This window comes from Kribbella pittospori (genome assembly GCF_004331465.1).
In the GTDB taxonomy this organism is placed as follows: domain Bacteria; phylum Actinomycetota; class Actinomycetes; order Propionibacteriales; family Kribbellaceae; genus Kribbella; species Kribbella pittospori.
In genome coordinates this window covers 20869-43052 of sequence record NZ_SJKB01000031.1, presented here as the reverse complement: position 1 = coordinate 43052, position 22184 = coordinate 20869, and the positions used below count along the sequence as shown (strand labels likewise).

22 protein-coding genes are annotated in these 22184 nt (G+C 68.1%); 8 read left to right on the top strand and 14 right to left on the bottom strand.

Annotation, left to right across the window (positions count from 1 at the left end):
* Window positions 1-386 precede the first annotated feature (386 nt).
* Genes E0H73_RS43650 through E0H73_RS43625 form a run of 6 tightly spaced genes read right to left on the bottom strand, consistent with a single transcriptional unit; the run spans window position 387 to window position 6570 of the window.
* Window positions 387-1739, bottom strand: coding sequence for a GH1 family beta-glucosidase (locus tag E0H73_RS43650; protein WP_131366893.1), 1353 nt, complete (start codon window positions 1737-1739; stop codon window positions 387-389).
* The gene (locus E0H73_RS43645; RefSeq protein ID WP_131366891.1) at window positions 1736-2683 is read right to left on the bottom strand and encodes an aldo/keto reductase; all 948 of its coding nucleotides are present in this window, start codon (window positions 2681-2683) and stop codon (window positions 1736-1738) included. The genes E0H73_RS43650 and E0H73_RS43645 overlap by 4 nt, the downstream gene beginning before the upstream one ends.
* Window positions 2680-3456 (bottom strand): VOC family protein, encoded by a 777-nt coding sequence (locus tag E0H73_RS43640; protein ID WP_131366890.1) that lies wholly within the window; start codon window positions 3454-3456, stop codon window positions 2680-2682. The genes E0H73_RS43645 and E0H73_RS43640 overlap by 4 nt, the downstream gene beginning before the upstream one ends.
* 18 nt (window positions 3457-3474) lie before the next feature.
* Window positions 3475-4314: a carbohydrate ABC transporter permease gene (locus E0H73_RS43635; RefSeq protein WP_131366888.1), complete on the bottom strand. Its 840-nt coding sequence runs from the start codon at window positions 4312-4314 to the stop codon at window positions 3475-3477.
* On the bottom strand, window positions 4311-5264 hold the full coding sequence (locus tag E0H73_RS43630; protein WP_131366886.1) for a carbohydrate ABC transporter permease: 954 nt from the start codon (window positions 5262-5264) through the stop codon (window positions 4311-4313). The genes E0H73_RS43635 and E0H73_RS43630 overlap by 4 nt, the downstream gene beginning before the upstream one ends.
* Window positions 5265-5268: 4 nt before the next feature.
* Window positions 5269-6570 (bottom strand): ABC transporter substrate-binding protein, encoded by a 1302-nt coding sequence (locus E0H73_RS43625; protein WP_131366884.1) that lies wholly within the window; start codon window positions 6568-6570, stop codon window positions 5269-5271.
* A 152-nt stretch (window positions 6571-6722) separates the two neighbouring features.
* Here E0H73_RS43625 and zapE point away from each other — a divergent pair, with 152 nt between their 5' ends.
* From zapE to E0H73_RS43610, 3 genes are read left to right on the top strand one after another with little or no spacing between them, the layout of a single operon-like run.
* The gene (gene zapE / locus E0H73_RS43620) at window positions 6723-7733 is read left to right on the top strand and encodes a cell division protein ZapE (RefSeq protein ID WP_131366882.1); all 1011 of its coding nucleotides are present in this window, start codon (window positions 6723-6725) and stop codon (window positions 7731-7733) included.
* Window positions 7734-7745: 12 nt separating this feature from the next.
* Window positions 7746-8354 (top strand): hypothetical protein, encoded by a 609-nt coding sequence (locus E0H73_RS43615; protein WP_131366880.1) that lies wholly within the window; start codon window positions 7746-7748, stop codon window positions 8352-8354.
* Between the two features lie 30 nt (window positions 8355-8384).
* Window positions 8385-9263, top strand: coding sequence for a polyphosphate kinase 2 family protein (locus E0H73_RS43610; protein ID WP_131366878.1), 879 nt, complete (start codon window positions 8385-8387; stop codon window positions 9261-9263).
* 15 nt (window positions 9264-9278) lie between these two features.
* Here the strand turns inward: E0H73_RS43610 and E0H73_RS43605 are convergent, their stop codons facing one another.
* Together E0H73_RS43605 and E0H73_RS43600 are read right to left on the bottom strand one after the other, a co-directional pair.
* Complete coding sequence (locus E0H73_RS43605; protein ID WP_131366876.1) at window positions 9279-10373, bottom strand: Clp protease N-terminal domain-containing protein; 1095 nt, start codon at window positions 10371-10373, stop codon at window positions 9279-9281.
* Window positions 10373-10600: a ribbon-helix-helix protein, CopG family gene (locus tag E0H73_RS43600; RefSeq protein ID WP_202867892.1), complete on the bottom strand. Its 228-nt coding sequence runs from the start codon at window positions 10598-10600 to the stop codon at window positions 10373-10375. The genes E0H73_RS43605 and E0H73_RS43600 overlap by 1 nt, the downstream gene beginning before the upstream one ends.
* A gap of 58 nt (window positions 10601-10658) precedes the next feature.
* On the opposite strand from E0H73_RS43600, the gene E0H73_RS43595 reads away from it, so the two are divergent.
* Together E0H73_RS43595 and solA are read left to right on the top strand one after the other, a co-directional pair.
* On the top strand, window positions 10659-11039 hold the full coding sequence (locus tag E0H73_RS43595; RefSeq protein ID WP_131366874.1) for a VOC family protein: 381 nt from the start codon (window positions 10659-10661) through the stop codon (window positions 11037-11039).
* Window positions 11040-11048: 9 nt separating this feature from the next.
* Window positions 11049-12191 carry an N-methyl-L-tryptophan oxidase gene (gene solA / locus E0H73_RS43590; RefSeq protein WP_131366872.1) on the top strand — a complete coding sequence of 381 codons (1143 nt, stop codon included), beginning with the start codon at window positions 11049-11051 and terminating at the stop codon, window positions 12189-12191.
* Between the two features lie 38 nt (window positions 12192-12229).
* Here solA and E0H73_RS43585 read toward each other — a convergent pair whose 3' ends face one another.
* The 6 genes from E0H73_RS43585 to E0H73_RS43565 form a co-directional block, all read right to left on the bottom strand.
* On the bottom strand, window positions 12230-13027 hold the full coding sequence (locus E0H73_RS43585) for a sirohydrochlorin chelatase (RefSeq protein WP_131366870.1): 798 nt from the start codon (window positions 13025-13027) through the stop codon (window positions 12230-12232).
* Entirely contained in the window at window positions 13024-14328 is a 1305-nt protein-coding gene (locus tag E0H73_RS43580; protein WP_131366868.1) for a sulfate adenylyltransferase subunit 1, read from the bottom strand. Before E0H73_RS43580 ends, E0H73_RS43585 begins: the two co-directional genes overlap by 4 nt.
* A complete protein-coding gene (cysD, locus tag E0H73_RS43575) occupies window positions 14328-15242 on the bottom strand; it encodes a sulfate adenylyltransferase subunit CysD (protein WP_238164660.1) in 915 nt (304 codons plus the stop codon). The genes E0H73_RS43580 and cysD overlap by 1 nt, the downstream gene beginning before the upstream one ends.
* A 62-nt stretch (window positions 15243-15304) precedes the next feature.
* Complete coding sequence (locus E0H73_RS43570) at window positions 15305-15991, bottom strand: phosphoadenylyl-sulfate reductase (protein WP_131366866.1); 687 nt, start codon at window positions 15989-15991, stop codon at window positions 15305-15307.
* Window positions 15988-16137, bottom strand: coding sequence for a hypothetical protein (locus E0H73_RS46355; RefSeq protein WP_165553756.1), 150 nt, complete (start codon window positions 16135-16137; stop codon window positions 15988-15990). The genes E0H73_RS43570 and E0H73_RS46355 overlap by 4 nt, the downstream gene beginning before the upstream one ends.
* A gap of 73 nt (window positions 16138-16210) precedes the next feature.
* Entirely contained in the window at window positions 16211-17902 is a 1692-nt protein-coding gene (locus E0H73_RS43565; protein WP_131366864.1) for a nitrite/sulfite reductase, read from the bottom strand.
* Window positions 17903-18311: 409 nt separating this feature from the next.
* Between E0H73_RS43565 and E0H73_RS43560 the strand changes: the two genes are divergently transcribed.
* From E0H73_RS43560 to E0H73_RS43550, 3 genes are all read left to right on the top strand, one after another.
* Complete coding sequence (locus tag E0H73_RS43560) at window positions 18312-18881, top strand: ArsR/SmtB family transcription factor (RefSeq protein WP_131366862.1); 570 nt, start codon at window positions 18312-18314, stop codon at window positions 18879-18881.
* Window positions 18878-20092, top strand: a complete 1215-nt coding sequence (locus E0H73_RS43555; protein WP_131366860.1) for an MFS transporter — start codon at window positions 18878-18880, stop codon at window positions 20090-20092. Before E0H73_RS43560 ends, E0H73_RS43555 begins: the two co-directional genes overlap by 4 nt.
* Window positions 20093-20195: 103 nt before the next feature.
* Window positions 20196-22043, top strand: coding sequence for a glycoside hydrolase family 9 protein (locus tag E0H73_RS43550; protein ID WP_202867890.1), 1848 nt, complete (start codon window positions 20196-20198; stop codon window positions 22041-22043).
* Window positions 22044-22184 lie beyond the last annotated feature (141 nt).

Genomic DNA, 22184 nt, shown 5'->3' with positions numbered 1-22184 from the left:
CCACCGGCTGAACACCCGCCCACGACAGACCCTGGGATGGAAGACTCCAGCCCAAGCCCTCGACGAGGCGCTGCGTGCAACAACTGGTTGAAACCGCCCCCGCCGACCCGGTCGACCCGTGCACAAGGTCGAGACAACCCCCGACCTTGTGCACCAGCCAACCACCAACACCCCGCCGACCCGGTCGACCCGTGCCCAAGGTCGAGACAACCCCCGACCTTGTGCACCAGCCAACCACCACCGAGCCGCGGATGCGGTCGAACCGTGCACAAAGTCGGAGCCCCGCCCACCGGTCGTCCAGTGGACGCCTCTTGCGCCGCGACGGAGCGGGGGGCTGCGAGGTGGCTGTGGTCGGGCGGGGGAGGAGCGGGACGGGCGCCGGTCGGCTAGCTGGCGAGGAACTCCTTCAGCCAGCGGCCGCTCTTCTTCACGATCCGCTGCTGGGTCGCGTAGTCGACGTACACGATGCCGAAGCGGCGGCTGTAGCCCCAGGCCCACTCGAAGTTGTCCATCAGCGACCAGGCGAAGTACCCCTTGAGCGGGAAGCCCTCCGAGACCAGGTCCCGGCAGACCGCGATGTGCTGCTCGAGGTACTCCTGCCGCTCGTCGTCCTCGACGGTCCCGTCCGCGGTCACCTCATCGAGGTACGCCGCTCCGTTCTCGGTCACGTACAACGGGAGCTCGGGCGCGAGCTTGTTGATCGTGACCAGGATGTCGCGCAGCCCGGTCGCCTGGATCGGCCAGCCCATCTGCGTGCGCGGCAGACCGGTGTCAACGGCAACGACGTTCTCGCTGCCCGGCTGCGTGCTCGGCTGACCGGGAGAGGAGATCGGGCCCTCGGGCGCGGCCACGGTGGTCGGGCAGTAGTAGTTCACGCCGATGAAGTCCAGCGGCGCACCGATCAGCCGGAGGTCGGCCTCCTGCTCGGCGAACCAGTCGGTCAGCCCGGTGTCCTCGAGTACGTCGGCCGGGTACTTCGCGGCCAGCAACGGATCCAGGAACATCCGGTTCCGCAGCCCGTCGATCCGCCGCGCCGCGTCCAGGTCCGCCGCCGAGTCCGAGGCCGCGTGGATCGGCGCCGGGTTGAGCGCGATGCCGTACGTGCCCTCGTCCGACCGGATCGCGTCGAGCGCGAGCCCATGTCCGAGTAGCAGGTGGTGCACTGCCTTGAGCGCGTCGGTGCCCTCGGTGCGGCCCGGCGCGTGCTCGCCGTTCCCGTAGCCGAGGAAGGCCGAACACCACGGCTCGTTCAGTGTCATCCAGTGCTTGATCACGTCCGACAACCCGGCGTGCGTGATCGCCGCGTAGTCGCGGAAGCGCTCGGCCGTGTCCCGCACGAGCCAGCCGCCCGCGTCCTCGAGCGGCTGCGGCAGGTCCCAGTGATACAGCGTCGCGTACGGCGTGACGCCGTTCTCCAGGCAGGCCTCAGCAAGCCGGCGGTAGAACGCCAGGCCGGCGGGATTGGTCAGGCCCGAGCCGGCCGGGATGATCCGCGACCAGGAGATCGAGAACCGGTACGAGGTCAGACCGAGGCCGGCGAGCAGTCGGATGTCCTCGGCGAACAGGCGGTAGTGGTCGTCGGCGACGTCGCCGTTCGTGCCGTCGGCGATGCGGCCGGGCGTGTGCGCGAAGGTGTCCCAGATGCTCGGGCCGCGTCCGTTGGTGGCGACCGCGCCCTCGACCTGGTACGACGCTGTCGCCGCGCCCCAGGCGAAGCCGGGTGGGAAGCCGTTGGTCACGTTGTCTCCTTTGGGCCTTCGAGCCAGTACTGCGGGTTGGGCAGCAGGGTACCTAACCGGTTAAGTAGCTCGTCGGGCAGGTCGGTTTCGAGCGCGGCGACCAGCGCGTCGACGCGGGCCGGCTTGGTGATGCCGACCACGGTCCCGGAGATGTCCGGGTTGTCCACCGAGTGCCGCAGCGCCGCGGTGGCGAGGTCGGTGCCGTACTCCCGGCACGCCTTGTCCATCGCCGCGACAGCCTCGAGTACGGCGGCCGGTGCGTCGCGGTACCCGTACTTCGTGGCGCCCGCGGGGTTGGCGAGGATGCCACCGCCGTAGATGGCCGCGTTGATCACCGCGATGCCCTCGGCGAGTGCCCGTCGGAACAGGGCGCCGGCCGAGTGGTCGACCAGGCTCCAGCGGTTGTGCACGAGCAGCACCTCGAATCCGCCGAGGTCGAGGTAGCGCCCGAGCTCGGCGGTGTTGCCGCCGGCCAGCCCGACGTGCCCGATCTCGCCGTCCGCCTTGAGCTGCATCAACGTGTCGACGGCGTCGCGCATCGAGTCGAAGTCGTGGAACTCCGGGTCGTGCAGGTGCACCAGCGGGAGCTCGTCGAGGCCGAGCCGCTCCTTGCTCTCGGCAACACTCGCCCGGACCCGCGCGCCGGAGTAGTCCTTGCCCCGGGCATCGACCTTGGTCGCGACCAGGAAGCCTTCGGGCAGGCCGCCGTACTCCTTGATGGCCTGACCGATGCGCAGCTCGCTCTCGCCGTCGCTGTACCCGTTCGAGGTGTCGATCCAGGTGAGCGGGCCGTCGAAGACTCGGAGTACGAGGTCGACGGCCTCCTGGCGGGTCACGTCGTACCCGAACACCTCGGGCATGCCCCCGAGCCCACTGCCGCCGGCGCAGACGGCGGACACGGTCAGGCCGGTGGAACCGAGGGGACGCAGCCAGTTGTCTGTCATACCTCGGAGCCTACGGCGAACGCGAACCCGTCGCGATCGACGTACACCTTGGTTCCGTCCGGAGCGTTCTCCGCGGGGAGGTCCGGCGGGTCGCCCGCGAGCTCGGCGTACGCGAACCCGGCGACGTCGAGTTGAGGTACTCGGGAGCTCTTCTCGACGTCGTAGGTGAAGACCTCGAGGACCGTGTCCCCACCCTTCAGGTAGCCGATGTGGAAGCCGCGCTTGTCGTGCGGCTGCTCGATCGTGCCGATGAAGGAGAAGCCGTAGTTGTCGCGGTAGAACTCGCTGGTCTTGTCCCGGTCCTCGATGGTGACCGCGACGTGGTCGAACCGCGGCCGCTGCGGTACGCCGAGCGCCCGCTCCCGCGCCACTCCGTCGGCGTCGAGGACTGCGGCGTACTGCAGGTCGCCCTGGATCATCTCCAGCAGCGTGCCGTCCGGATCGTAGAAGAAGCAGATCCGGACCTTGCCCTCGGCGTCGAGCGGGTCGAGCTTGAACTCCACCCCGGCCGCCTTGAGTACGCCGGCCCGCTCGTCCAGCCGGTCGACCTTGAAGCCGATGTGCCGGAAGCCCTTCTGCAGATCGTCCGGTGACCAGGTGGTCTGATCCCGGCCGTTGCCCACGGCCCGCAGTTCGATCGTCGCCGTCACGGCGTCCAGGACGGCACGCTCCGCGGTCGGCTCGCCCACCACCGGCAGCTCAAGGAACTTCGTGTAGTACTCGACCGAGCGCTGTACGTCCGTGCAGTTGACCACGACGTTCTTGATCGGCATAAGGCCTCTTTCTGTCTGCTAGTTCTTGACGGCGCCGAGCATCATCCCGGCGACGAACTGCCGCTGCATCCGGACGTACACGACGATGACCGGTACGACGGACAGCGTGAGGCCGGCGGTGAGGGCCGGCCAGTTGGTGGAGTACTGGCCCATCAGGGTGAACAGCACCGGCTGCAGGGGGAGTGAGTCGGTGTTGCGCAGCACCGTGTTGGCGATCAGGAACTCGTTCCAGGTGGACAGGAACTGGAAGATCACCACAGTCGCGATCCCGGGCCGGGTGAGCGGCAGGATGACTCGGCGGAAGATGGTGAACTCGCTACCGCCGTCGACCCGGGCCGCCTCGATCAGCTCGTCCGGCAACGTCTGGAAGAACGCCCGCATCAGGAACATCGCGAACGGCGCCGAGCCGGAGATGTACAGCACCAGCAAGCCGACCTGCGAATCCAGCAGGCCGAGCGACTTCAGCTCCAGGTAGAGCGGGATGATCAGCGCCGTCGACGGCATCATCAGCGTGGTCAGCAGCAGCACGAACAGCGTGTTGCGGAACGGGAACTCGAGCTTGGCGAACGCATAGCCGCTCAGCGTGGCGAAGACGAGGACGCCGATCACGGTGACCGAGGTGATCCAGACGCTGTTCCAGAAGTGCAGCGGGAACTCGATCGAGGTCCAGGCCTCTTTGTACGCCGACCCCGTGAACGACCGCGGGATGATCGGCCCGTTGAAGATCGTGTTCTGCTCCCGCAGCGAGGTGAGCAGCATCCAGACGAACGGGAACGCCATCAGCACACAGAACGGCAGCAGGACGAAGGTGGCGAACGACTTGCCCAACCACGGCCTTCGCGCGTTGGAGGCGCTCATCGGTCCGCCCTCCGCGTCAGCCAGAGCTGGGCGATGACGGCCAGCGTGCAGAGCACCATCGTCACGACGCTGAAGGCGCTGGCGTAGCCGAGCTGCGGGATCGAGCCCGAGGTGGACCCGAACGCGAGCGAGTACAGGTAGGTGCCGAGCACCTCACTGGCATGGTTCGGACCACCGCCGGTCATCACGAAGATCACGTCGAACGCCTTGAAGCCGTTCAGCAGGCCGAGGCTGACGATCAGGCCGGTGACGACCCGCAGGCTCGGGACGGTGATGTGGCGGAACTGCTGGACGGTGTTGGCGCCGTCCATGGCCGCCGCCTCGTAGAGGTTCGGGTCGATGCTCTGCAGGCCGGCGTAGTAGATCAGCATGTTGAAGCCGATGCCGCCCCAGACCGTGACCACGATGATCGCCGGCAGCACGGTCTTCTGATCGGCCAGCCAGGCATGCTGCAGGCTGTCCAGGCCGATGGCCCCGAGCAACCGGTTCAGCGTGCCGATGTTCGGGTCGTAGATCAGCCGCCACAACACCGCCGACACCACGAACGAGACGATGCCGGGGATGAACAGGATCGTCCGGACCAGCACCCCGACCTTCGACCAGACCGCGTTGACCAGCACGGCCGTGACCAGGCCGATGAAGGTCAGCAGCACGGTCGTGACGGCGGTCAGCACCAGCGTGATGATCATCGCCCGGCGCGCGACCGGGTCCGACAGCATCCGGCTGTAGTTGTCGAAGTTCACGAACCGCGGCGCACCGAAGCCTCCCCACGAGGTGAGGCTCAGGTACGCCGTGTAGAGGATCGGCCAGAGCACGAAGCCCAGGAACAGCACGAACGTCGGCCCGATGAACACGTACCCCGCGACCCGCTGCGACCTGCGGAGCGGAGAACCGAACTTGTGCGAAGCGACCGTCGCGGTCCGGCTCGCCTTGTAGGTTGCCGTCGCCATCCGATCAGCCGCCCTTGGCGTTCAGCACGGCCTGCTGCATCTCCTTCGCGACCGCTGCCGGATCGCCGGAGCCGTCGAAGATCTTCGCGAGTGGATCGCCGGCCGCGACAGAACCCGGACCGAACGGGATGTGCGGGCAGCCGTCGCCGTCGAGCAGCCACGACGTCATCTGCTTCATGATCGGCAACTCGATCCGGGTCGCCGCGCTCTTGGTGGCCGGCATCGAGTTGGACTCGTTCATGGTGGGGGAGTACTCGTCCGCGGAGTACAGGAACTTGAGGAACTCCAGCGCGGCGTCCTTGTTCTTGCTGGTCTCCGAGACCGCCCAGCCGGCGCCGGCCTGGTTCGCCGTCCAGTGCCGCTTGCCGGCCGCGATCGCCGGCGTCTTCATCACCTTGTACTTCTTCACGAAGGCCGGCGGCGCGTCCGTGGTCAGGCCCTGTGGCGTCCAGGAGCCGTTGAACAGCATCGCGGACTTCCCGGTGTAGAAGATCACCGGTGCCTGCTCGCCGCTGGTGCCGGTGGTGCCGGGCTGGAAGACGCCGGCCTTGACGATCTTCTTGTTCAGCTCGATCGCCTGCACCACCTTCGGGTCCTCGTACGTCGCCCCGTCCTTCAATTGGTCGAGCTTGAGGTAGAAGGTCGGGTCGTCGGCGACCTGGGTGATGAGTGGCAGGAAGAAGTCCAGCGAACTCGTCGTCGGGTTGCAGCTGAGCGCGACCGGATGCTTGCCGATGGCCCGGATCTTGGCCGCCGCGGCGATCAGGTCGTCCCAGGTCTCGATCTCGTCCTCGCCGACACCGGCCTGCTTGAGCAGGTCCGGGTTGTAGAAGATCCCGAACGTCTGCGCCATCCAGCCGACCGCGTACTGCTTGCCGTCCAGGGTGTACTCCTGGTTGGCCGAGTCGAAGAAGTCCTTCAGGAAGTCGTCACCGAGATCCTTCTTCAGGTCGGCGGAGACGCCGCCGGTCCCGTAGGTGAGCGCCCGCGTGTGCGGCGCGAAGATCTCCGGGACGTCGCCGCCGGCCACTGCCGCCTGCAGGGCGGGCAGGTACTGGTCCGGGGTGCCGAAGATCCGGTTCTCGATCTTGATGTTGCTGTGTGCCGCCTCGAACTTCTCGATCAGCTTGGGGAACTGCTTCTCCTGGTCGTTGTACCAGGACCACATCCGCACGACCGCCTTGCCGCCGCTGGTCGTCCCGCCGCCGCTGTCACTGCCACCGCAGGCCGCGAGCGCGGACCCCAGTCCGAGTGCGCCCACCGCCCCCTTGAGTACTGTCCGCCGCCGTACGTGCCGTTCGCCCATCGCCGACTCCTAGTCGCTCACCTCACGAACCTCACATCAACTTCCTAACTGAAAGTAAGAAAGCGGTCAAGGTCGCAGCCAGGTTTCCGCCCTTTCCATCCGCAGGAGAACGGATGGTCATCCGCAGAACGGATAACCCCTAAGGTTGAGACATGGTGATCCGGCTGAGTGAGCGGTGGCCGGAGGTCAGTTCCGATCGGCTGCTGTCCGAGTGCGTGCCGCCGCCGCGTTTCGCCGAGGTCCGCTTCGCGACGTACCGGCCGGATCCGGACGAACCCTCACAAGCCGAAGCGCTGAGCGTGCTCACCGAGCGCGCCGTGCAGTTGGCCCAACCGCGGCAAGCGCCAAGCTTCTGGTCGCGTCTGCGCGGACGTGGTGCCACACCCATGGGCAAGCCGGGCGTCTACCTGGACGGCGGCTTCGGCGTCGGGAAGACGCACTTGCTCGCGTCGCTGTGGCACGAGGCGGCCGGGCCGAAGATGTACTGCACCTTCGTCGAGCTCACCAACTTGGTCGGCGCTCTCGGTCTGCGCGCTGCCGTCGACGCCCTGTCGTCGTATCGGCTGATCTGTATCGATGAGTTCGAGCTGGACGATCCTGGCGACACCATGCTGATCTCGCGTCTGCTGGGTCAGCTGGTGGCGGCGGGAGTCGAGCTGGCCGCGACCTCGAACACGTTGCCGGACAAGCTGGGCGAGGGCCGGTTCCAGGCGATCGACTTCCTCCGCGAGATCCAGGCTCTCGCCGCCCACTTCGACGTACGGCGGATCGACGGGCCGGACTACCGCCATCGTGGGCTGCCGGTCGCGCCGGAGCCGCGGCCGGATGAGCAGGTCGAGAAGATCGCGGCCGAGCGGCCGGGTGCGTCGTGCGACCACTTCGTCGACCTGCACCGCCACCTGGCCGAGCTGCACCCGAGCAAGTACGGCGCTCTGCTCGACGGCGTGGAGACCGTCGCGGTCACCGACATCCGGCCACTGACCGACGAGAACGTCGCGCTGCGGCTCGTGGTCCTGGCCGACCGCATGTACGACCGGGATCTGCCGCTGCTGGCCGGCGGCGTACCGCTCGATCAGCTGTTCTCCGCCGAGATGCTCAAGGGCGGCTACCGGAAGAAGTACCTGCGCGCCCTGTCGCGATTGATCGCACTGTCCCGGGCATGATTCCCTGAGTACATGAGCGGTCACGCACGGCGACGGATTGCGCCGCTGGCCTGCCTCCTCGCCGCCGTCGGTCTGTTGTTCGCCGGGCGGTTCGTCCAGTTCGACGACGTCTCCGGGTTCGGGAGCGAGCGCTGGATCTTCCCGCTCGGCATCCTCGCGCTGATCCTGGCAGTCGTTGCCGTCGTCATCGCCTGGGCGGACCCGCGGGCCCGGCTCTGGCTGGGGATCGCGCTCGCGATTCTGCTGGCTCTCCTGGTCTGGCAGCACGCCGCGAACGACGGATTCCGGTTCATCTGGACATCGGACGAGGGAGAGCTCGCAGAACTGGAGGTCGTTCTCGCCCTGGTTGCGGTTGTGCTGATGACGACGGCCGGTGCGGCTCTGGGCGGTGGCCGATGGCTTGTCCGCGTAGCGGCGTACCTGTGCGGGTCGGTCGCGCTGGTGTTCGTCGCCTTCCTGGCCGGCCTGACCTACTACGACGCGACCGCGTGCAAGAGCAGCGACGGGGACTGCCTCGCCCCGCTCGGCGGCATGGTCTGGGGGCTGGTCGCCATCCCCGTGTGCCTCGTCGCGATTGTGGTCATTGAGGTTGTGCTGTGGCGTCGTACCAAAAGCGGCTGAAGTCGGGGGTGGATGAGGCAGGATGGGCTGATGGCGAAGGAGAAGAAGAGCCAGAACGCTGAGAAGGCGGAAGCTGGGGGACTGGCCGCGCAACTGCGGGTACCGTCGGGTCCGGTCGACCTGTCGAAGTACGACACGCGCGCGACAACCGGGTTCGACGGCTCCAAGAAGGACGGCAAGCTCGCGCTGGAGGCCCTCGGAGCCGAAATCTCGGACTGGCAGGAGAAGCTGTTCGCCGAGGGGCGCAAGGACGGGCAGCGCAGCATTCTGCTGGTGCTGCAGGGGATGGACACGTCCGGCAAGGGCGGCGTGATCCGGCACGGTGCGGGCCTGATGGATCCGCAGGGCCTGAAGATCACCTCGTTCAAGGCGCCGACGCCGGCCGAGAAGCGGCGCGGCTTCCTGTGGCGGATCAAGCAGGCGCTGCCGGACCCCGGTCTGATCGGCATCTTCGACCGGTCGCACTACGAGGACGTGCTGATCGCCAGGGTCCGCAACCTGGTCACCCCGAACGTGTGGAACCGGCGCTACGAGCAGATCAACGACTTCGAGGCCGAGCTGGACGCGAACGGCGTGACGCTGCTGAAGTGCTACCTGCACATCTCCGCCGACGAGCAGAGGGAACGGCTGCAGGCGCGGCTGGACGACCCGACCAAGCACTGGAAGTACAACCCGGGCGACGTCGACGAGCGCAAGCTGTGGCCCGACTACATGGAGGCCTACCACGCGGCACTGGAGCGCTGTAACAGCGCCGAGGCGCCGTGGTACGTGATCCCCAGCGACCGCAAGTGGTACCGCAACTGGGCCGTCACCACGATCCTCCTGGAGACGTTGAAGTCGCTCGACCCGCAGTGGCCGCAGGCCGACTACGACGTGGCGGTCGAGAAGAAGCGCCTCGCCGCGACCTGAACCCTGTCGGCCGCCTCAGCTGTCGGGATCGATGTCGTGTTTGCGGAGCAGGTCGCGTAGCCGCGCGACCTGCTCGTGCAGGCGCTCGTTCTCGTCCAGTACGGCGTTGAGCTCGGCGATCAGGTGATGCCGTCGGCCGAAGGAGGCCCAGTTCGATGCCGTGTCGTCGGTGAGCATGTCGGTGACCACCGCCTCGGTCCGGTGGCGGCGGTCGATCCACTGCTCGATCCGCTCGCGGAGCTCGTCGAGCGTGCCGCCGAGCCTCGTCAGGACTTGCGCGGCGACGCCTTCGCCGTCGCGGATCAGGGCGAGCAGCAGGTGCTCCGGACCGAGCTGCTCGGCTCCCAGCCGGCGCGACTCCTTGTACGCCTGCTCGAGCGCGTGCTTGGCCCGGGGGGTGAACGGGATGTGTCCGCCCGCGGCCTTGTGCTCGCCGCGCCCGATGATCTCCAGCACCAGGTCGCGCACGGCCGGGGCCGCGATGCCCTTGTCCGACAGGATCTTCGCCACCCCACCCTGACTCGCCTCGATCAGTCCGAGGAGGAGGTGCTCCGTCCCGATGAAGGTGTGGTCGAATCTCCGCGCCTCCTCCTGCGCCTCCACCACGGCCCGCCGTGCCTCGGCGTCGAAGTGCTCGAACATGTGTTCTCCCATCCCTTGCCAGTCGGTGTGTAGTGCCGGGATCTCGTCCTCCAGCAGCAGATCGAGCCGGAGATGCTCGTGCAGTTCGGCGGCGGTCATCCCGAGGTGCTCGAGCCGGTCCTGGATGAAGCCGGCGACCTCGTGCCGGTTGGTCTCGTCGGCCGCGATCCGGTCCAGTAGGTCGTCAAGTTCGTCCACCGGCTCCAGCCGCAGATCGGCCTGGTTGAGCGTGACGAACTGCAGCACCACCGCGACAGTGACCGTCCGGTTCGCTCCGCTGAACGCACGCGCCCGGATCAGCCCAGACAGCAGGACACCGGCCGCCTCGGCCAGCCCACTGGTACGGCGTACGTCGGACAGCGCGCGTTCGACCGCGTCCAGGTCGGTCCGGCGTACGGCGTCCTCGGAGTCGCACCGGAGCACCCGGGCGGCCACCGCCAGGACGTCGTACACGCCGAGGTAGCGCATCAGTCGTCTCCGCGGAGCCGGCGTAGCGACTGCTCGTGCCGCGCGAGGTTCTCCTCCAGCAACTGGCTGAAGCGGCTGTCCTCGCGCCGCTGGTCGACCAGCGCGGCGATCGCTTCGCGCGCCACGTCGGACACCGACCGGCCCTCAACCGAGGCCACCGTCTGCAGCCGCTCCGCCAACTCCGGATCCAGCCGCAACAGGATGTTCTTCGTCGCATCCTTCGTCATAGCTATCAAGATATCACGCTATCTTCGGCCCGCAAGATCTCGTGAAAGGATCGGCGGCATGTTCAGGGCACCCCAGATCACGTTCTACTCCGAGCAGCTCCCGGTGCTGCGCGACTTCTACCTCGGCCTCGGCTTCGCGCAACGCTTCCAGCACCCGCCCGAGGGCGATCCGATCCATGTCGAGCTGGTCCTCGAGGGCTTCAACCTCGGGATCGCCGACGTCGCCTCCGCACGCAAGGACCACGGCCTCTCACCAGATCTGACCGGCCGGGCCGCCGAGCTCGTGCTCTGGTGCGAGGACACCGATGGCGAGTTCGCCCGCCTGACCGCGGCCGGCTGCGCGTCGCTGTCCGCGCCACACGACTGGCTCGCCAGCCTGCGGATCGCGTGGATCGCGGATCCGGACGGAAATCCGATTCAACTGGTGCAGAGCCGGTAACGGTCGAGCATGGAGAGTTTGCGGGCGGACGTCGTCGTTGTCGGGTTGGGTGCGTTCGGGTCGGCGGCGCTGTGGCGGCTGGCCGCGCGTGGAGTGAACGTCGTGGGGATCGAGCGGCAGGCGATCGGGCACGCGTTCGGCTCGTCGCACGGGACCACACGGTTGTTCCGGGTCGCGTGCCTGGAGCACCCGGCGCTGACCCCGATCGCGCGGAAGTCGCTGGAGCTGTGGACCGAATTGGGGGAGCGGACCGGGCAGGTGTACGTCCGCCAGACCGGCTCGCTTAACGTCGGTGGTCCCAACAGCAGTCCGGTCAGTGGCGCGCGCCGAGCCGCAACCGAGTCGGGCGCACAGGCCACGGAGCTCTCGCACGACGAGCTGCGCTCGCGCTTCCCGCAGTACGGCGGACTGGCTGCCGACGAGGTCGCGGTCTGGGACCCGGACGCGGGGATCTGCTACGCCGAGCCGACCGTCCGCGCGCAGGTCGCCGAGGCGCAGCGACTGGGCGCGACGGTGTATCCGCACACGATGGTGACGGCGATCGAGCCCGGATCCGACGGCGTGGTGGTCCGGACGCCGACGGTCGAGTTCAGGGCGGAGCAGGTCGTCGTCTGCACTGGCGCCTGGCTGGGCAAGCTCGTGCCGGCGCTGCCGCTGTCACCGCGACGTACGCCGCTGTTCTGGTTCCGGCCGCAAGACCCCGAGTCGGAGGCGTTCCGGCTCGAGGCGTTCCCGTCGTTCATCTGGGAGTTCGCCGACGGGCGCGGACTGTGGGGTCACGGGTCCGACGAGGACTTCGGTGTGAAGGTCGGCCTGCATGGCGGTCGTGAGCGGGAGAACGGGTTCGACGCGGACGAGCTCGATCGCTACATCCATCCTCTCGACGACATCGCCGAGCTTGCATCGGTGGTCGGCCGGGCGTTCCCGGGGCTGGATCCCGCGCCGGTGAAGGCGATCCCGTGCATGGTCACCGATTCGCCGGACGGCCAGTTCCTGATCGGGCGGTACGACGAGCGTGTCGTCGTCGCCGGCGGGGACAGCGGGCACGGGTTCAAGCACTGCGCGGGACTCGGCGAAGTGCTCGCCCAACTCACGACGAAGGAGACGCCGTACGCCGACGTCTCCTTCATCGATCCGCTGCGCTTCGGCTGAGATCCAGAGCGCTGCGGTTGATCAGGCGCTGCAGTTGATCAGGCGGTGCGGACGAGCTCCGGGCGGCTGATCACTGTTGGGCGCGCGACCGGGGCCAGGGTCAGCAGGTCCAGACCCGCCACGCCGTAGCGCAGCAGCACGAGCCGGGCGACCTCAGCACTCACACCCAGCGGCCGCGAGACCGCGACAGCACCGGCACGGCGAGCAGTCGACTCGGCCTGATCCGGCAGGACGCCGGGCGCGAGGAACAGCGAACCGACAGCCACGTGCCGACGACCCTCGAGCCGCCACTGCAGCACGGCCTCGGCCGGCGACGGCGTGGCGGCAGCGGTGAAGGCTGCGGTGACCGGCAGCTTGTGCCGCTGACCCCAGAGCCGCGCCAGGCGGGTGACACTCGCGTTCGCCTGCGAGTCGCTCGATCCGGCGCAGGCCAGCACGAGCGCGTCCAGCTCTCGCACCCGGCCGTCCTTGAGCTCGGCGCGCATCCGCCGATCCAGTACGTCGAGCAGCGACTCGTCGTACCCGAGCACGTCGGAAGCGATGATGCGCAGGTCGGGGAACCGGCTGCGCGCCTCGTCGACGACGGCCGGCACGTCCACCCGGGCGTGGTACGCCGACGACAGCAGCAGCGGCAGGACGACGACCTCTTCGACACCCTCGGCGGCGAGCTTGCCGATCACCTGGTACGGCGTGGGCGGGCAGTGGTCGAGGAAGGAGGCTTCGATCCGCAGGTCGTCGCGCAGGTCACGCAGGCACTTCACGAGGCCGTGGACGGTGGCGGCCGAACGCGGATCGCGGCTGCCGTGGGCGAGGATCACGAGCGCTGGAGCAGTCACAGCAGTTCCCCTTCTTCGTCGTCGATCATGCCGGCCGCGAGCGTCCACCCGTCGTGGGCGTCGATCAGCAGGAACGATCCGGTGATGGCGTTGCTGGAGTACGGATCGGCGGCCAGCGGTGCGGCGACCTTGAGCTGCACCTTGCCGATGTCGTTGAGGCCCAGCTCGGTGGCATCGATGACGCCGAGCGAGTCGAGGTCCAGCGCCCCGTTGATCTTGGTGACGATCGCCTGGGCGGTCGTGGTGGTGTGCTTGATCAGCACCCGGGCGCCCGCAGCGAGCGGGCGGTCGGACAGCCAGCACACCGTCGCGGCCACCTCCCGGCGGGTGCCGGGGGAGGCCTCCGCGGCCACGATCACCGAGCCGCGGGCGACGTCGATGTCGTCGGCCAGCCGCACGGTGACGGCCTCACCGGCGACCGCGGACGGCCGCTCGGCCACCGCGGTGCTGGTGGCCGTGACCACGGGCCGGTCGATGCCGGCGATCGACGTACGGCGACCGGCCGGCAGCACGATCACCGGGTCGCCGACCGCAACGGTGCCGGAGGCAACGGTGCCGGTGTAGCCGCGGTAGTCGCGGTACTCGTCGTCGGTCTGCGGCCGGATCACGTACTGCACCGGGAATCGCAGCGGCTGGTCGGAGGAGTCGATCCGGCCGTTCGCGTTCTCGAGGTACTCCAGCAGCGTCGGACCGTCGTACCAGCTGGTCTCGGTCGAGTGGTCGACCACGTTGTCCCCGACCAGCGCGGACACCGGGATGGCCTGGACGTCGGCGATCCCGAGCTGGTCGGCGAGCTGCGCGACGTCCTTCGCGATCCCCTTGAACACGGCCTCGTCGTACCCGACCAGGTCGATCTTGTTCACCGCGAGAACGACGTGCGGCACCCGGAGCAGTCCGGCGACGGCCAGGTGCCGGCGGGTCTGCTCGAGTACGCCGTGCCGCGCGTCGACCAGGATGATCACCACATCCGCGGTGGACGCGCCGGTCACGGTGTTGCGCGTGTACTGAACATGCCCGGGGCAGTCGGCCAGGATGAACTTGCGCTTCTCGGTCGCGAAGTACCGGTAGGCGACGTCGATCGTGATGCCCTGCTCGCGTTCGGCCCGCAGGCCGTCAGTGAGCAGCGCGAAGTCAAAATCAGTGCCGTCGCCGCGGGCCCCTGGTCGCTGCGCTGTGACCGTCTGCACGTGGGCGATCTGGTCGGCCAGGATCGCCTTGCAGTCGTGCAGCAGGCGGCCGACCAGCGTGGACTTGCCGTCGTCGACCGAGCCGGCCGTGGCCAGGCGGAGGAGCGTGGTCATCAGAAGTACCCCTCTCGCTTGCGGTCTTCCATCGCGGCCTCGCTGACCCGATCGTCGGCGCGGGTTGCGCCGCGCTCGGTCAGCTCACTGGCCGCGACCTCGACGACGACCTCAGCCGCGGACGACGCCGTACTCGCGACGGCGCCGGTGCAGGACATGTCGCCGACGGTCCGATAGCGGACCGTGCGGCGCTCGACGGTCTCGTCCTCACGCGGCTGCGAATAGGGGCCGACGGCAAGCAACATGCCGTCGCGCTCGAACACGTCCCGCTGGTGCGCGTAGTAGATCTCCGGCAGCGGGATCTGCTCGCGCTCGATGTAGTTCCAGACGTCCAGCTCGGTCCAGTTCGACAGCGGGAACACCCGGACGTGCTCACCCGGGCGGTGCTTGCCGTTGTAGAGCGACCACAGCTCGGGTCGCTGGTTGCGCGGGTCCCACTGGCCGAACTCGTCGCGCAGGCTGAAGATCCGCTCCTTCGCCCGGGCCCGCTCCTCGTCCCGCCGGCCGCCGCCGAAGACCGCATCGAACTTGTGCCCGTTGATTGCGTCCAGCAACGGAATCGTCTGGAGTGGGTTCCGGGTCCCGTCCGAGCGCTCCCGCAGCCTGCCGTCGGCGATGTAGTCCTCGACGCTGGCCACCTCGAGCCGCAGCCCGAGCGACTCGACCGTGGCGTCGCGGAACGCGAGTACCTCGGGGAAGTTGTGGCCGGTGTCGACGTGCAGCAGCGCGAACGGGACGCCGGCCGGCGCGAACGCCTTCCGGGCCAGGTGCAGCATCACGATCGAGTCCTTGCCACCGGAGAACAGGATCACCGGCCGCTCGAACTCCGCCGCCACCTCACGGAACACGAACAGAGACTCGCTCTCGAGAGCATCCAGCTCGGTGACCGTCTGAGTGGCGCTCGTGGTGGTCACAATGGCCTCCGGGGCGTCAATCGACTGCGGCGGTGAGGCGGGATATGCCTTCAATACAGTGGTCATGTGTGGAGCCCGCATTCGATCTTGCCCTGGCCGGCCCAGCGGCCGCTGCGAGGATCCTCGCCGGGCGCGACTCGCTGGGTGCAGGGCTCGCAGCCGATCGACGGGTAGCCGTCGTACTGCAGGAGGTTGACCAGTACGCCGTTGTCGCTGATGTAGCTGTCCAGGTCTTCCTGGGTCCACGGGGCGATCGGGTTGAGCTTCACCATGTCGCGCTTCTCGTCGTACTCGACGATCTGGGTGTTGGCCCGGGTCGGCGCCTCTTCCCGCCGTACGCCGGTCACCCAGGCCTTGTAGCCGGACAGGTACCGGTTCAGCGGCTCGACCTTGCGGAGCGCGCAGCACTGGTCGGGATTGCGGTCGTGCAGCTTCTCGCCGTACTCCGCGTCCTGCTCCGCGACGGTCTGCTTCGGGAGCGCGTTGATCAGGTTGATCGGCAGCGTCGCCGCGACCGCGTCCCGGGTCCCGATCGTCTCGGCGAAGTGGTAGCCGGTGTCGAGGAACAGTACGTCGACACCGGGAGCCGCCTCGGCCGCCAGGTGGGGGAGTGCTCCGTCGGCCATCGAGGCGGTCACCACGAGCTCGTCACCGAAGGTCTCCCGCGCCCAGGCCAGCACCTCGACCGCCGAAGCGTCGGCCAGTCGTTCGTTCGCCTCCTCGGCGAGCGTCTTCAGATCTGTACTCATTCCACCGCCACCCGCAGTCCGATCATCTTCAGCTGGAACACCCGTGCACACGGCCGGCACTCCCAGGCGCCATGCCCGTCCTCCGCCGGCCGGAGGTCCTCATCTCCGCAGTACGGGCAATACAGCGGTGCAGCTCTCTCGCTCATCGCCGTCCTCGCTTCGCTGCGGCGACGATGAGCGATTCACTGCTCTGCTTGATGGTGAACTCGCTTCGCTCCTTCACTGGAGTGCCTCCTCGTCCGCTCGGGTGGCCCACTGGGCGAAGCGCTCGCCTTCGTTGCGCTCCTTCAGGTAGTTCTGCGTGACCCGCTCGACGTAGTCGGCCAGATCCGCCGAGGTGACCTTGTGGCCGCGGAGCTTGCGGCCGAAGCCGGCGTCCAGTCCGAGGCCGCCGCCCAGGTGGACCTGATACCCCGGTACTTGGTTGCCTTCGGCATCGCGGACCAGTTGGCCCTTCAGACCGATGTCGGCGACCTGGATCCGGGCGCAGGAGTTCGGGCAGCCGTTGACGTTCACGGTGATCGGTACGTCGAGCTCCGGGATCCGCTCCTCCAGCTCGTCGATCAGCTGGGCGGCGCGGGCCTTGGTCTCGACGATCGCCAGCTTGCAGAACTCGATCCCGGTGCAGGCCATCGTGTTCCGCCGCCAGGCCGAAGGGTTGGCCTGGAAGCCGAGCGCGTCCAGCGCGGCGACGAGCGAGTCGACCTGCGACTCCTCGACGTCGAGCACGAGCAGCTTCTGCTGGGCCGTGGTTCGGATCCGGTTCGACCCGTGCGCCGCGACCACGTCGGCGACCTTGGCCAGCGACGTACCGGAGACCCGGCCGACGATCGGCGCGACGCCGACGAAGTACTTGCCGTCGTTCTGCTTGTGTACGCCGACGTGGTCGCCCTGGACGGCGGGGATCTCGGGCGCGGGTCCGTCGATCAGCTTGCGCTTGAGGTACTTCTCCTCGAGCACCTCGCGGAACTTCTCGACACCCCAGTCGGCGACGAGGAACTTCAGCCGGGCCCGGTTGCGTAGCCTGCGATAGCCGTAGTCGCGGAAGATGCTGGTGACACCCCACCAAGCCTCGGCGACCTCTTCACTCGGGATCCAGGTGCCGAGCCGCTGCGCGAGCATCGGGTTCGTCGACAACCCACCGCCGACCCACAGGTCGAAGCCCGGCCCGTGCTCGGGGTGGACGACACCGACGAACGCGATGTCGTTGACCTCGGGTACGACGTCGTGCGACGGGTGGCCGGTCAGCGCGGTCTTGAACTTGCGCGGCAGGTTGGAGAACTCCGAGGAGCCGATGTACTTGTCGACGATCTCGTCGATGGCCGGCGTCGGGTCGATGATCTCGTCGGCCGCGATCCCGGCGACCGGGCTGGCGATGACAACGCGCGGTACGTCGCCGCAGGCCTCGGTCGTGTACAGGCCGACCGACTCGAGCTTCTGCCAGATCGCCGGCACGTCCTCGATCCGGATCCAGTGCAGCTGGATGTTCTGCCGGTCGGTGATGTCGGCCGAGTCGCGCGCGTAGTCAGTCGAGACCTCGGCGATCACCTTGAGCTGCTCGGTGCTGAGCTGGCCGCCCTCGACCCGGACCCGCATCATGAAGTAGCGGTCGTCCAGCTCCTCCGGCTCCAGCGTCGCGGTCTTGCCGCCGTCGATCCCGGGCTTGCGCTGGGTGTACAGCCCCCACCAGCGGAAGCGTCCGCGCAGGTCGGCGGGGTCGATCGAGTCGAAGCCGGTGTGCGCGTAGATGTTCTCGATCCGGGCCCGGACGTTGAGTCCGTCGTCGTTCTTCTTGTTCTCCTCGTTCTTGTTCAGCGGCTCGCGGTAGCCGAGGGCCCACTGACCTTCGCCCTTGCCCTTGCGCGGGCGGGCCGGTTTGCGGGGAGCGGGAGCAGAGGTGACGCCAGTCATCGGGAACGTGTCCTAGTCCTCGTGACAGGTGCGTCCGCAGGCGGCGAGATCGAAGCGTCGTCGGTTCGATGCGTTCCGCGCGGTGCGCACCCAGCGGTGATCGGGGGTGATCAGGGGCCGTCATCGGGCCCGGCGGGGTCGCTGTCAGAACATCGAAGGACAACAGATGGCGCTGCGCATCCGCCCGAGGTCGACATGAATGCGACCTACGAGGTGGGTGGACCGGGCAGCGAGCATGTCCACAAGAGTCAGCTCCAGCGGCTGACAAATCAACCCACAATCCCACATCCTGAGCGCCGGTCTCACGATACGGCTATGTCTACCAGTCTGCTGGAGATTGTTTTCGGCTCTGGGTTCGTTCCACAAGAACTCTTGCACAAGAATTCTTGTGGAAGCTATCGTGCTGCCCATGACGCCCGCCAATCGACGGTCGGTGACCCCGTCCGTGCTCGCCGCGATCCACCATCCGCTCCGCCGCCGGATGCTCGACCTGATCCATCTCGACGGCCCCGCGACCGCCTCCCGGCTGGCCGCGGCCACCGGTGAACTGGTCGGCAACATCAGCCATCACCTGAAGGTTCTGAGCGCGGCCGGGGTGATCGTCGAGGCCCCCGAGCTGGCCAAGAACCGGCGGGAACGGTGGTGGAAGCTCGGCGACACGTCGTCGTACTCGTGGTCCATCGCGGATGCCCAGGGCGACCCGGCCGGCGAGTTGGTCGCGGCCACGGCCGAGGATCAGAACCTCGCGCATCACGTCGGCAAAGTGCGGCAGTGGTTCGACATCAGGTACGAGTTCGAGGAGCCCTGGGTGCGGGCGGCGTACGCAACCGAGAGATGGCTCACATTGACGCCCGATCGGCTGAACGAGCTCAGCGAGCGGATCGAGGATCTCGTCCGCGAGTACTACGACGAACCGTCCGAGGGGGAGGACGCCCACCGGGTCTTCTTCTTCGCGCACGCGGTGCCGGCCCGGCCATGAGCGAGACACAGCCCAGCACCGCCGCCGCGGTGTTCCCGCCGCTGCGCCGCGACATCCGCGTCCACGCGTGGATCTTCTCCGCCGCCGTCTCGAAGATCGGCGACATGGCCTGGTACGTCGGCCTCGCCTGGAGCGCCGCCCAGATCACGACCCCGGCCGGAGCCGGGCTGGTGATGGGTATCGGTGCCGTGCCGCGGGCGCTCGTGCTGCTGTTCGGTGGTGCCCTCGCCGATCGCCTCGACGGACGCCGGGTGATGATCCTGTCGAACCTGGGCCGGATCGCCGTGCTGATCGCGAGCGCCGTGGTCGCGTCGATGTGGGGGCTGTCGCTGCCGCTGCTGCTCACGATCGCGGTGGTGTTCGGCGTGGTCGACGCGATCTATACACCGGCCGCCGGGACGCTGCCGCGCCGGATGGTGCAGCCGGACGACCAGGTGAAGCTCGCCGCCGGCAATCAGTTGGCGGTCCGGCTCGCGATCTTCGTCGGCGCCCCGCTCGGTGGTCTGCTGGTCGCGAACGGCGGGCTGGCCACGGTCATGATCGTCGACGCGGTGTCGTTCGCCGTGATCGCCTGTGCCCTGGCGTTCCTGGTGAAGCCGCGACTGCCGCAACCGGCGTCCACCGGTACGTCGATTCGCGCCGACCTGAAGGAGGGCTTCGGCTACCTCCGCCGCGACGCCCGGGCGCGAACGCTGGTGATCGCGTTCTCGGGGCTGAACCTGTGCGTGGGCCCGGTGCTGGCGGTCGGTCTGGTCCAGCGGGTCCATCTGTCCGGGTGGGGATCGGCCGCGCTCGGTTGGTTCGAGGCTTGTTCGGGGCTCGCAGCCGCCGGCGGTGCGATCGTCGCGATGCGCTGGAAGCCGGCCAACCTCGCTCGCAGCGGCCTGATCGCGCTGATCTTCCAGGCCGCCGGGTGCGTGATGATCGGCGTGATGCCGCGGTACGGCATCTTGCTGGCCATGGTCATGATCGGTGCCACGGCCGGCATCGCCTCGGCACAGTTGTCGGCCGCGTTCCAGTTGTCGGTCGACGCGTCGTACCTCGGCCGCAGCTTCAGCATCGTGCTGCTGTCCGACGAAGCGCTGATGCCGGTCGCGATGGTCGCCTTCGGTGCGTTCATCACGCTGGCCGGGATCTCGGTGGCCTGTGCGGTGATCGGATCGGCCTTCGCTGCGCTGATGGTTTGGGCGGTCGCTCGAGTCGGGCGCTGAGGTCTGTACTCCGGCGGGGGACTGCGCTACGTTCCGACAAAATCAACAGGAAACTTTCCTATTGGTGGGGCGGACGGTGCAGTTCCGGTGGGAGGAGTCGCTCGTGAGGTCGTTGCGCCGGGTGGGGGCGATCGTCATGGCTGCCGGATTGGTGGTGGGGCCGGTGAGTGCGGCGTCTGCTGCCGCGGCCGGGGGCGTGGTGCGGGTGAGTCAGCTCGGGTACGGCGCCTTCGACGGCAAGGCGGCGTACGTGATGACGCGGGACGCGGCGGCCGGGAAGAAGTTCCAGGTGATCGACCGGTACGGGCATCGGGTGCTGACGGGGCGCGTCGACGGTGACACGGGGGAGTGGAATGCGACGTACCAGCACGTGTACCAACTGGACCTGACCGCGTTGAAGGTGCCGGGGACGTATCGGGTCGAGGTGCCCGGGGTGGCGTCGTCGGCGGCGTTCGAGATCCGGGCGAATCGCGATCGGATGCTGACCGGGGCCAAGGACAAGGCGGTCACGTTCTTCACCGAGCAGCGTGACGGTGCGAACGTCGTACCCGGTTCGCTCGATCGGCAGCCGGCGCATTTGAACGACCGGGCTGCGCAGGTCTACGACTGGCCGGTCTTCGTCGATCCCGACACCGATCAAACTGTCGGCGAGCTGCAGCGGATCGGCGGGCCGGTCGACGTCGAGGGCGGTTGGTACGACGCCGGCGACTACCTGAAGTTCACGCACATCGCGGCGTACTCGGAGTCGTTGCTGTGGGCATCGACCCGGGATTCGCGGAAGCCGGACAAGCAGGTGCTCGCCGAGGCGCGGCACGGTTTGGACTGGCTGGACAAGATGTGGGACGAGCGGACGAAGACGCTCTACATCCAGGTCGGAATCGGCACCGGCAATGTCGAGGAGACCTTCATCGGCGACCACGACATCTGGCGCCTACCCGAGGTAGACGATCATTTGGCGGATCCGTCCGAGCGGTTCCTGCGCAACCGGCCGGTGTTCCGGGCCGCGGCGCCTGGGGAGCCGATCAGTCCGAACCTGGCGGGCCGGACTGCTGCGGCGTTCGCTCTCGCTGCGCAGGTTGAGGCGCGGGCGAATCCGGCCAAGGCTCGTCGTCATCTCGAGACTGCGGCGCAGATCTTCGCTCAGGCTCAGACGAAGAACGTCGGGCAGTTGGTCACGTCGCTGCCGTTCGCGTTCTACCCGGAGTCGGCGTGGCGGGACGACCTCGAGCTTGGTGCGACCGAGCTGGCGCTCGCCGCGCAGCGCCTCCGCGATCCGCGGGCACACGGTTGGCTGCAGCAGGCTGGGTACTGGGCTGGGCAGTACATCGAGCATGACGCCGGCGGGGACACGCTCAACCTGTACGACGTGAGCGCGCTGGCACATGCGGATCTGATACGGGCCAACCGGTCGGATCGTGCGTTGGTGAAGAAGCTGGCTGGTGATCTGCGTGCGCAGTTGGAGATCGGGGCGGAGCGCGCGTCCGCGGATCCGTTCCGCGCCGGAGCGCAGTACGACAACTTCGACGCCGTACCGCATGCGTTCGGGCTGGCGTCGACCGCGCATCTGTATCGGCAGGTGACGGGGGATCGGCGGTACGACGACTTCGGCACGCAGCAACTGGACTGGAACTTCGGCGCCAACGCTTGGGGTGTGTCATTCATGGTCGGTGTCGGGACGAACGCCGAACGATGCCCGCACCACCAGATCGCGAACATCCTCGGGCGCGAGCTCACCGGTGCTGTTGTGAATGGGCCGAACTCGGAGGAGTTGTTCGAGGAAGGCCTCGGCGATCACTTGGACGGCATGAACCCGTGCCCGGCCGACGGTGTCGATCAGTACGCCCAGTTCACCGGCCACGGTTCCCGGTACGTCGACGACGTCCGCTCCTGGCAAGCCTCCGAACCAGCCGACGACTTCGCAGCCATCGCTGTCTACGCCTTGACCACGTAGTCCCGTCCCCTCCCCGCACCGGCGAGCGCGCGAACCCTGCCCGCGCGCTCGCCGGTGCACCCCTCCCGTGGGTTTTCCTCTCGCGCCGCTACGCGCGCTCCTTCCGTCGCGTGCTCGCCGGTGCTCCCACCCGCCCCGTTC

Bases quoted from the DNA above. Each gene is read 5' to 3' on its own strand.
- E0H73_RS43605 (WP_131366876.1), bottom strand. From the start codon at position 10,373: ATGCGCTACCTCGGCGTGTACGACGTCCTGGCGGTGGCCGCCCGGGTG.
- E0H73_RS43560 (WP_131366862.1), top strand. From the start codon at position 18,312: ATGACGCCCGCCAATCGACGGTCGGTGACCCCGTCCGTGCTCGCCGCG.
- E0H73_RS43580 (WP_131366868.1), bottom strand. From the start codon at position 14,328: ATGACCACGCTCCTCCGCCTGGCCACGGCCGGCTCGGTCGACGACGGC.
- E0H73_RS43565 (WP_131366864.1), bottom strand. From the start codon at position 17,902: ATGACTGGCGTCACCTCTGCTCCCGCTCCCCGCAAACCGGCCCGCCCG.
- E0H73_RS43595 (WP_131366874.1), top strand. From the start codon at position 10,659: ATGTTCAGGGCACCCCAGATCACGTTCTACTCCGAGCAGCTCCCGGTG.
- E0H73_RS43635 (WP_131366888.1), bottom strand. From the start codon at position 4,314: ATGAGCGCCTCCAACGCGCGAAGGCCGTGGTTGGGCAAGTCGTTCGCC.
- E0H73_RS46355 (WP_165553756.1), bottom strand. From the start codon at position 16,137: ATGAGCGAGAGAGCTGCACCGCTGTATTGCCCGTACTGCGGAGATGAG.
- E0H73_RS43570 (WP_131366866.1), bottom strand. From the start codon at position 15,991: ATGAGTACAGATCTGAAGACGCTCGCCGAGGAGGCGAACGAACGACTG.
- E0H73_RS43645 (WP_131366891.1), bottom strand. From the start codon at position 2,683: ATGACAGACAACTGGCTGCGTCCCCTCGGTTCCACCGGCCTGACCGTG.
- E0H73_RS43630 (WP_131366886.1), bottom strand. From the start codon at position 5,264: ATGGCGACGGCAACCTACAAGGCGAGCCGGACCGCGACGGTCGCTTCG.
- E0H73_RS43640 (WP_131366890.1), bottom strand. From the start codon at position 3,456: ATGCCGATCAAGAACGTCGTGGTCAACTGCACGGACGTACAGCGCTCG.
- zapE (WP_131366882.1), top strand. From the start codon at position 6,723: ATGGTGATCCGGCTGAGTGAGCGGTGGCCGGAGGTCAGTTCCGATCGG.
- E0H73_RS43610 (WP_131366878.1), top strand. From the start codon at position 8,385: ATGGCGAAGGAGAAGAAGAGCCAGAACGCTGAGAAGGCGGAAGCTGGG.
- solA (WP_131366872.1), top strand. From the start codon at position 11,049: ATGGAGAGTTTGCGGGCGGACGTCGTCGTTGTCGGGTTGGGTGCGTTC.
- E0H73_RS43555 (WP_131366860.1), top strand. From the start codon at position 18,878: ATGAGCGAGACACAGCCCAGCACCGCCGCCGCGGTGTTCCCGCCGCTG.
- E0H73_RS43615 (WP_131366880.1), top strand. From the start codon at position 7,746: ATGAGCGGTCACGCACGGCGACGGATTGCGCCGCTGGCCTGCCTCCTC.
- E0H73_RS43625 (WP_131366884.1), bottom strand. From the start codon at position 6,570: ATGGGCGAACGGCACGTACGGCGGCGGACAGTACTCAAGGGGGCGGTG.
- E0H73_RS43600 (WP_202867892.1), bottom strand. From the start codon at position 10,600: ATGACGAAGGATGCGACGAAGAACATCCTGTTGCGGCTGGATCCGGAG.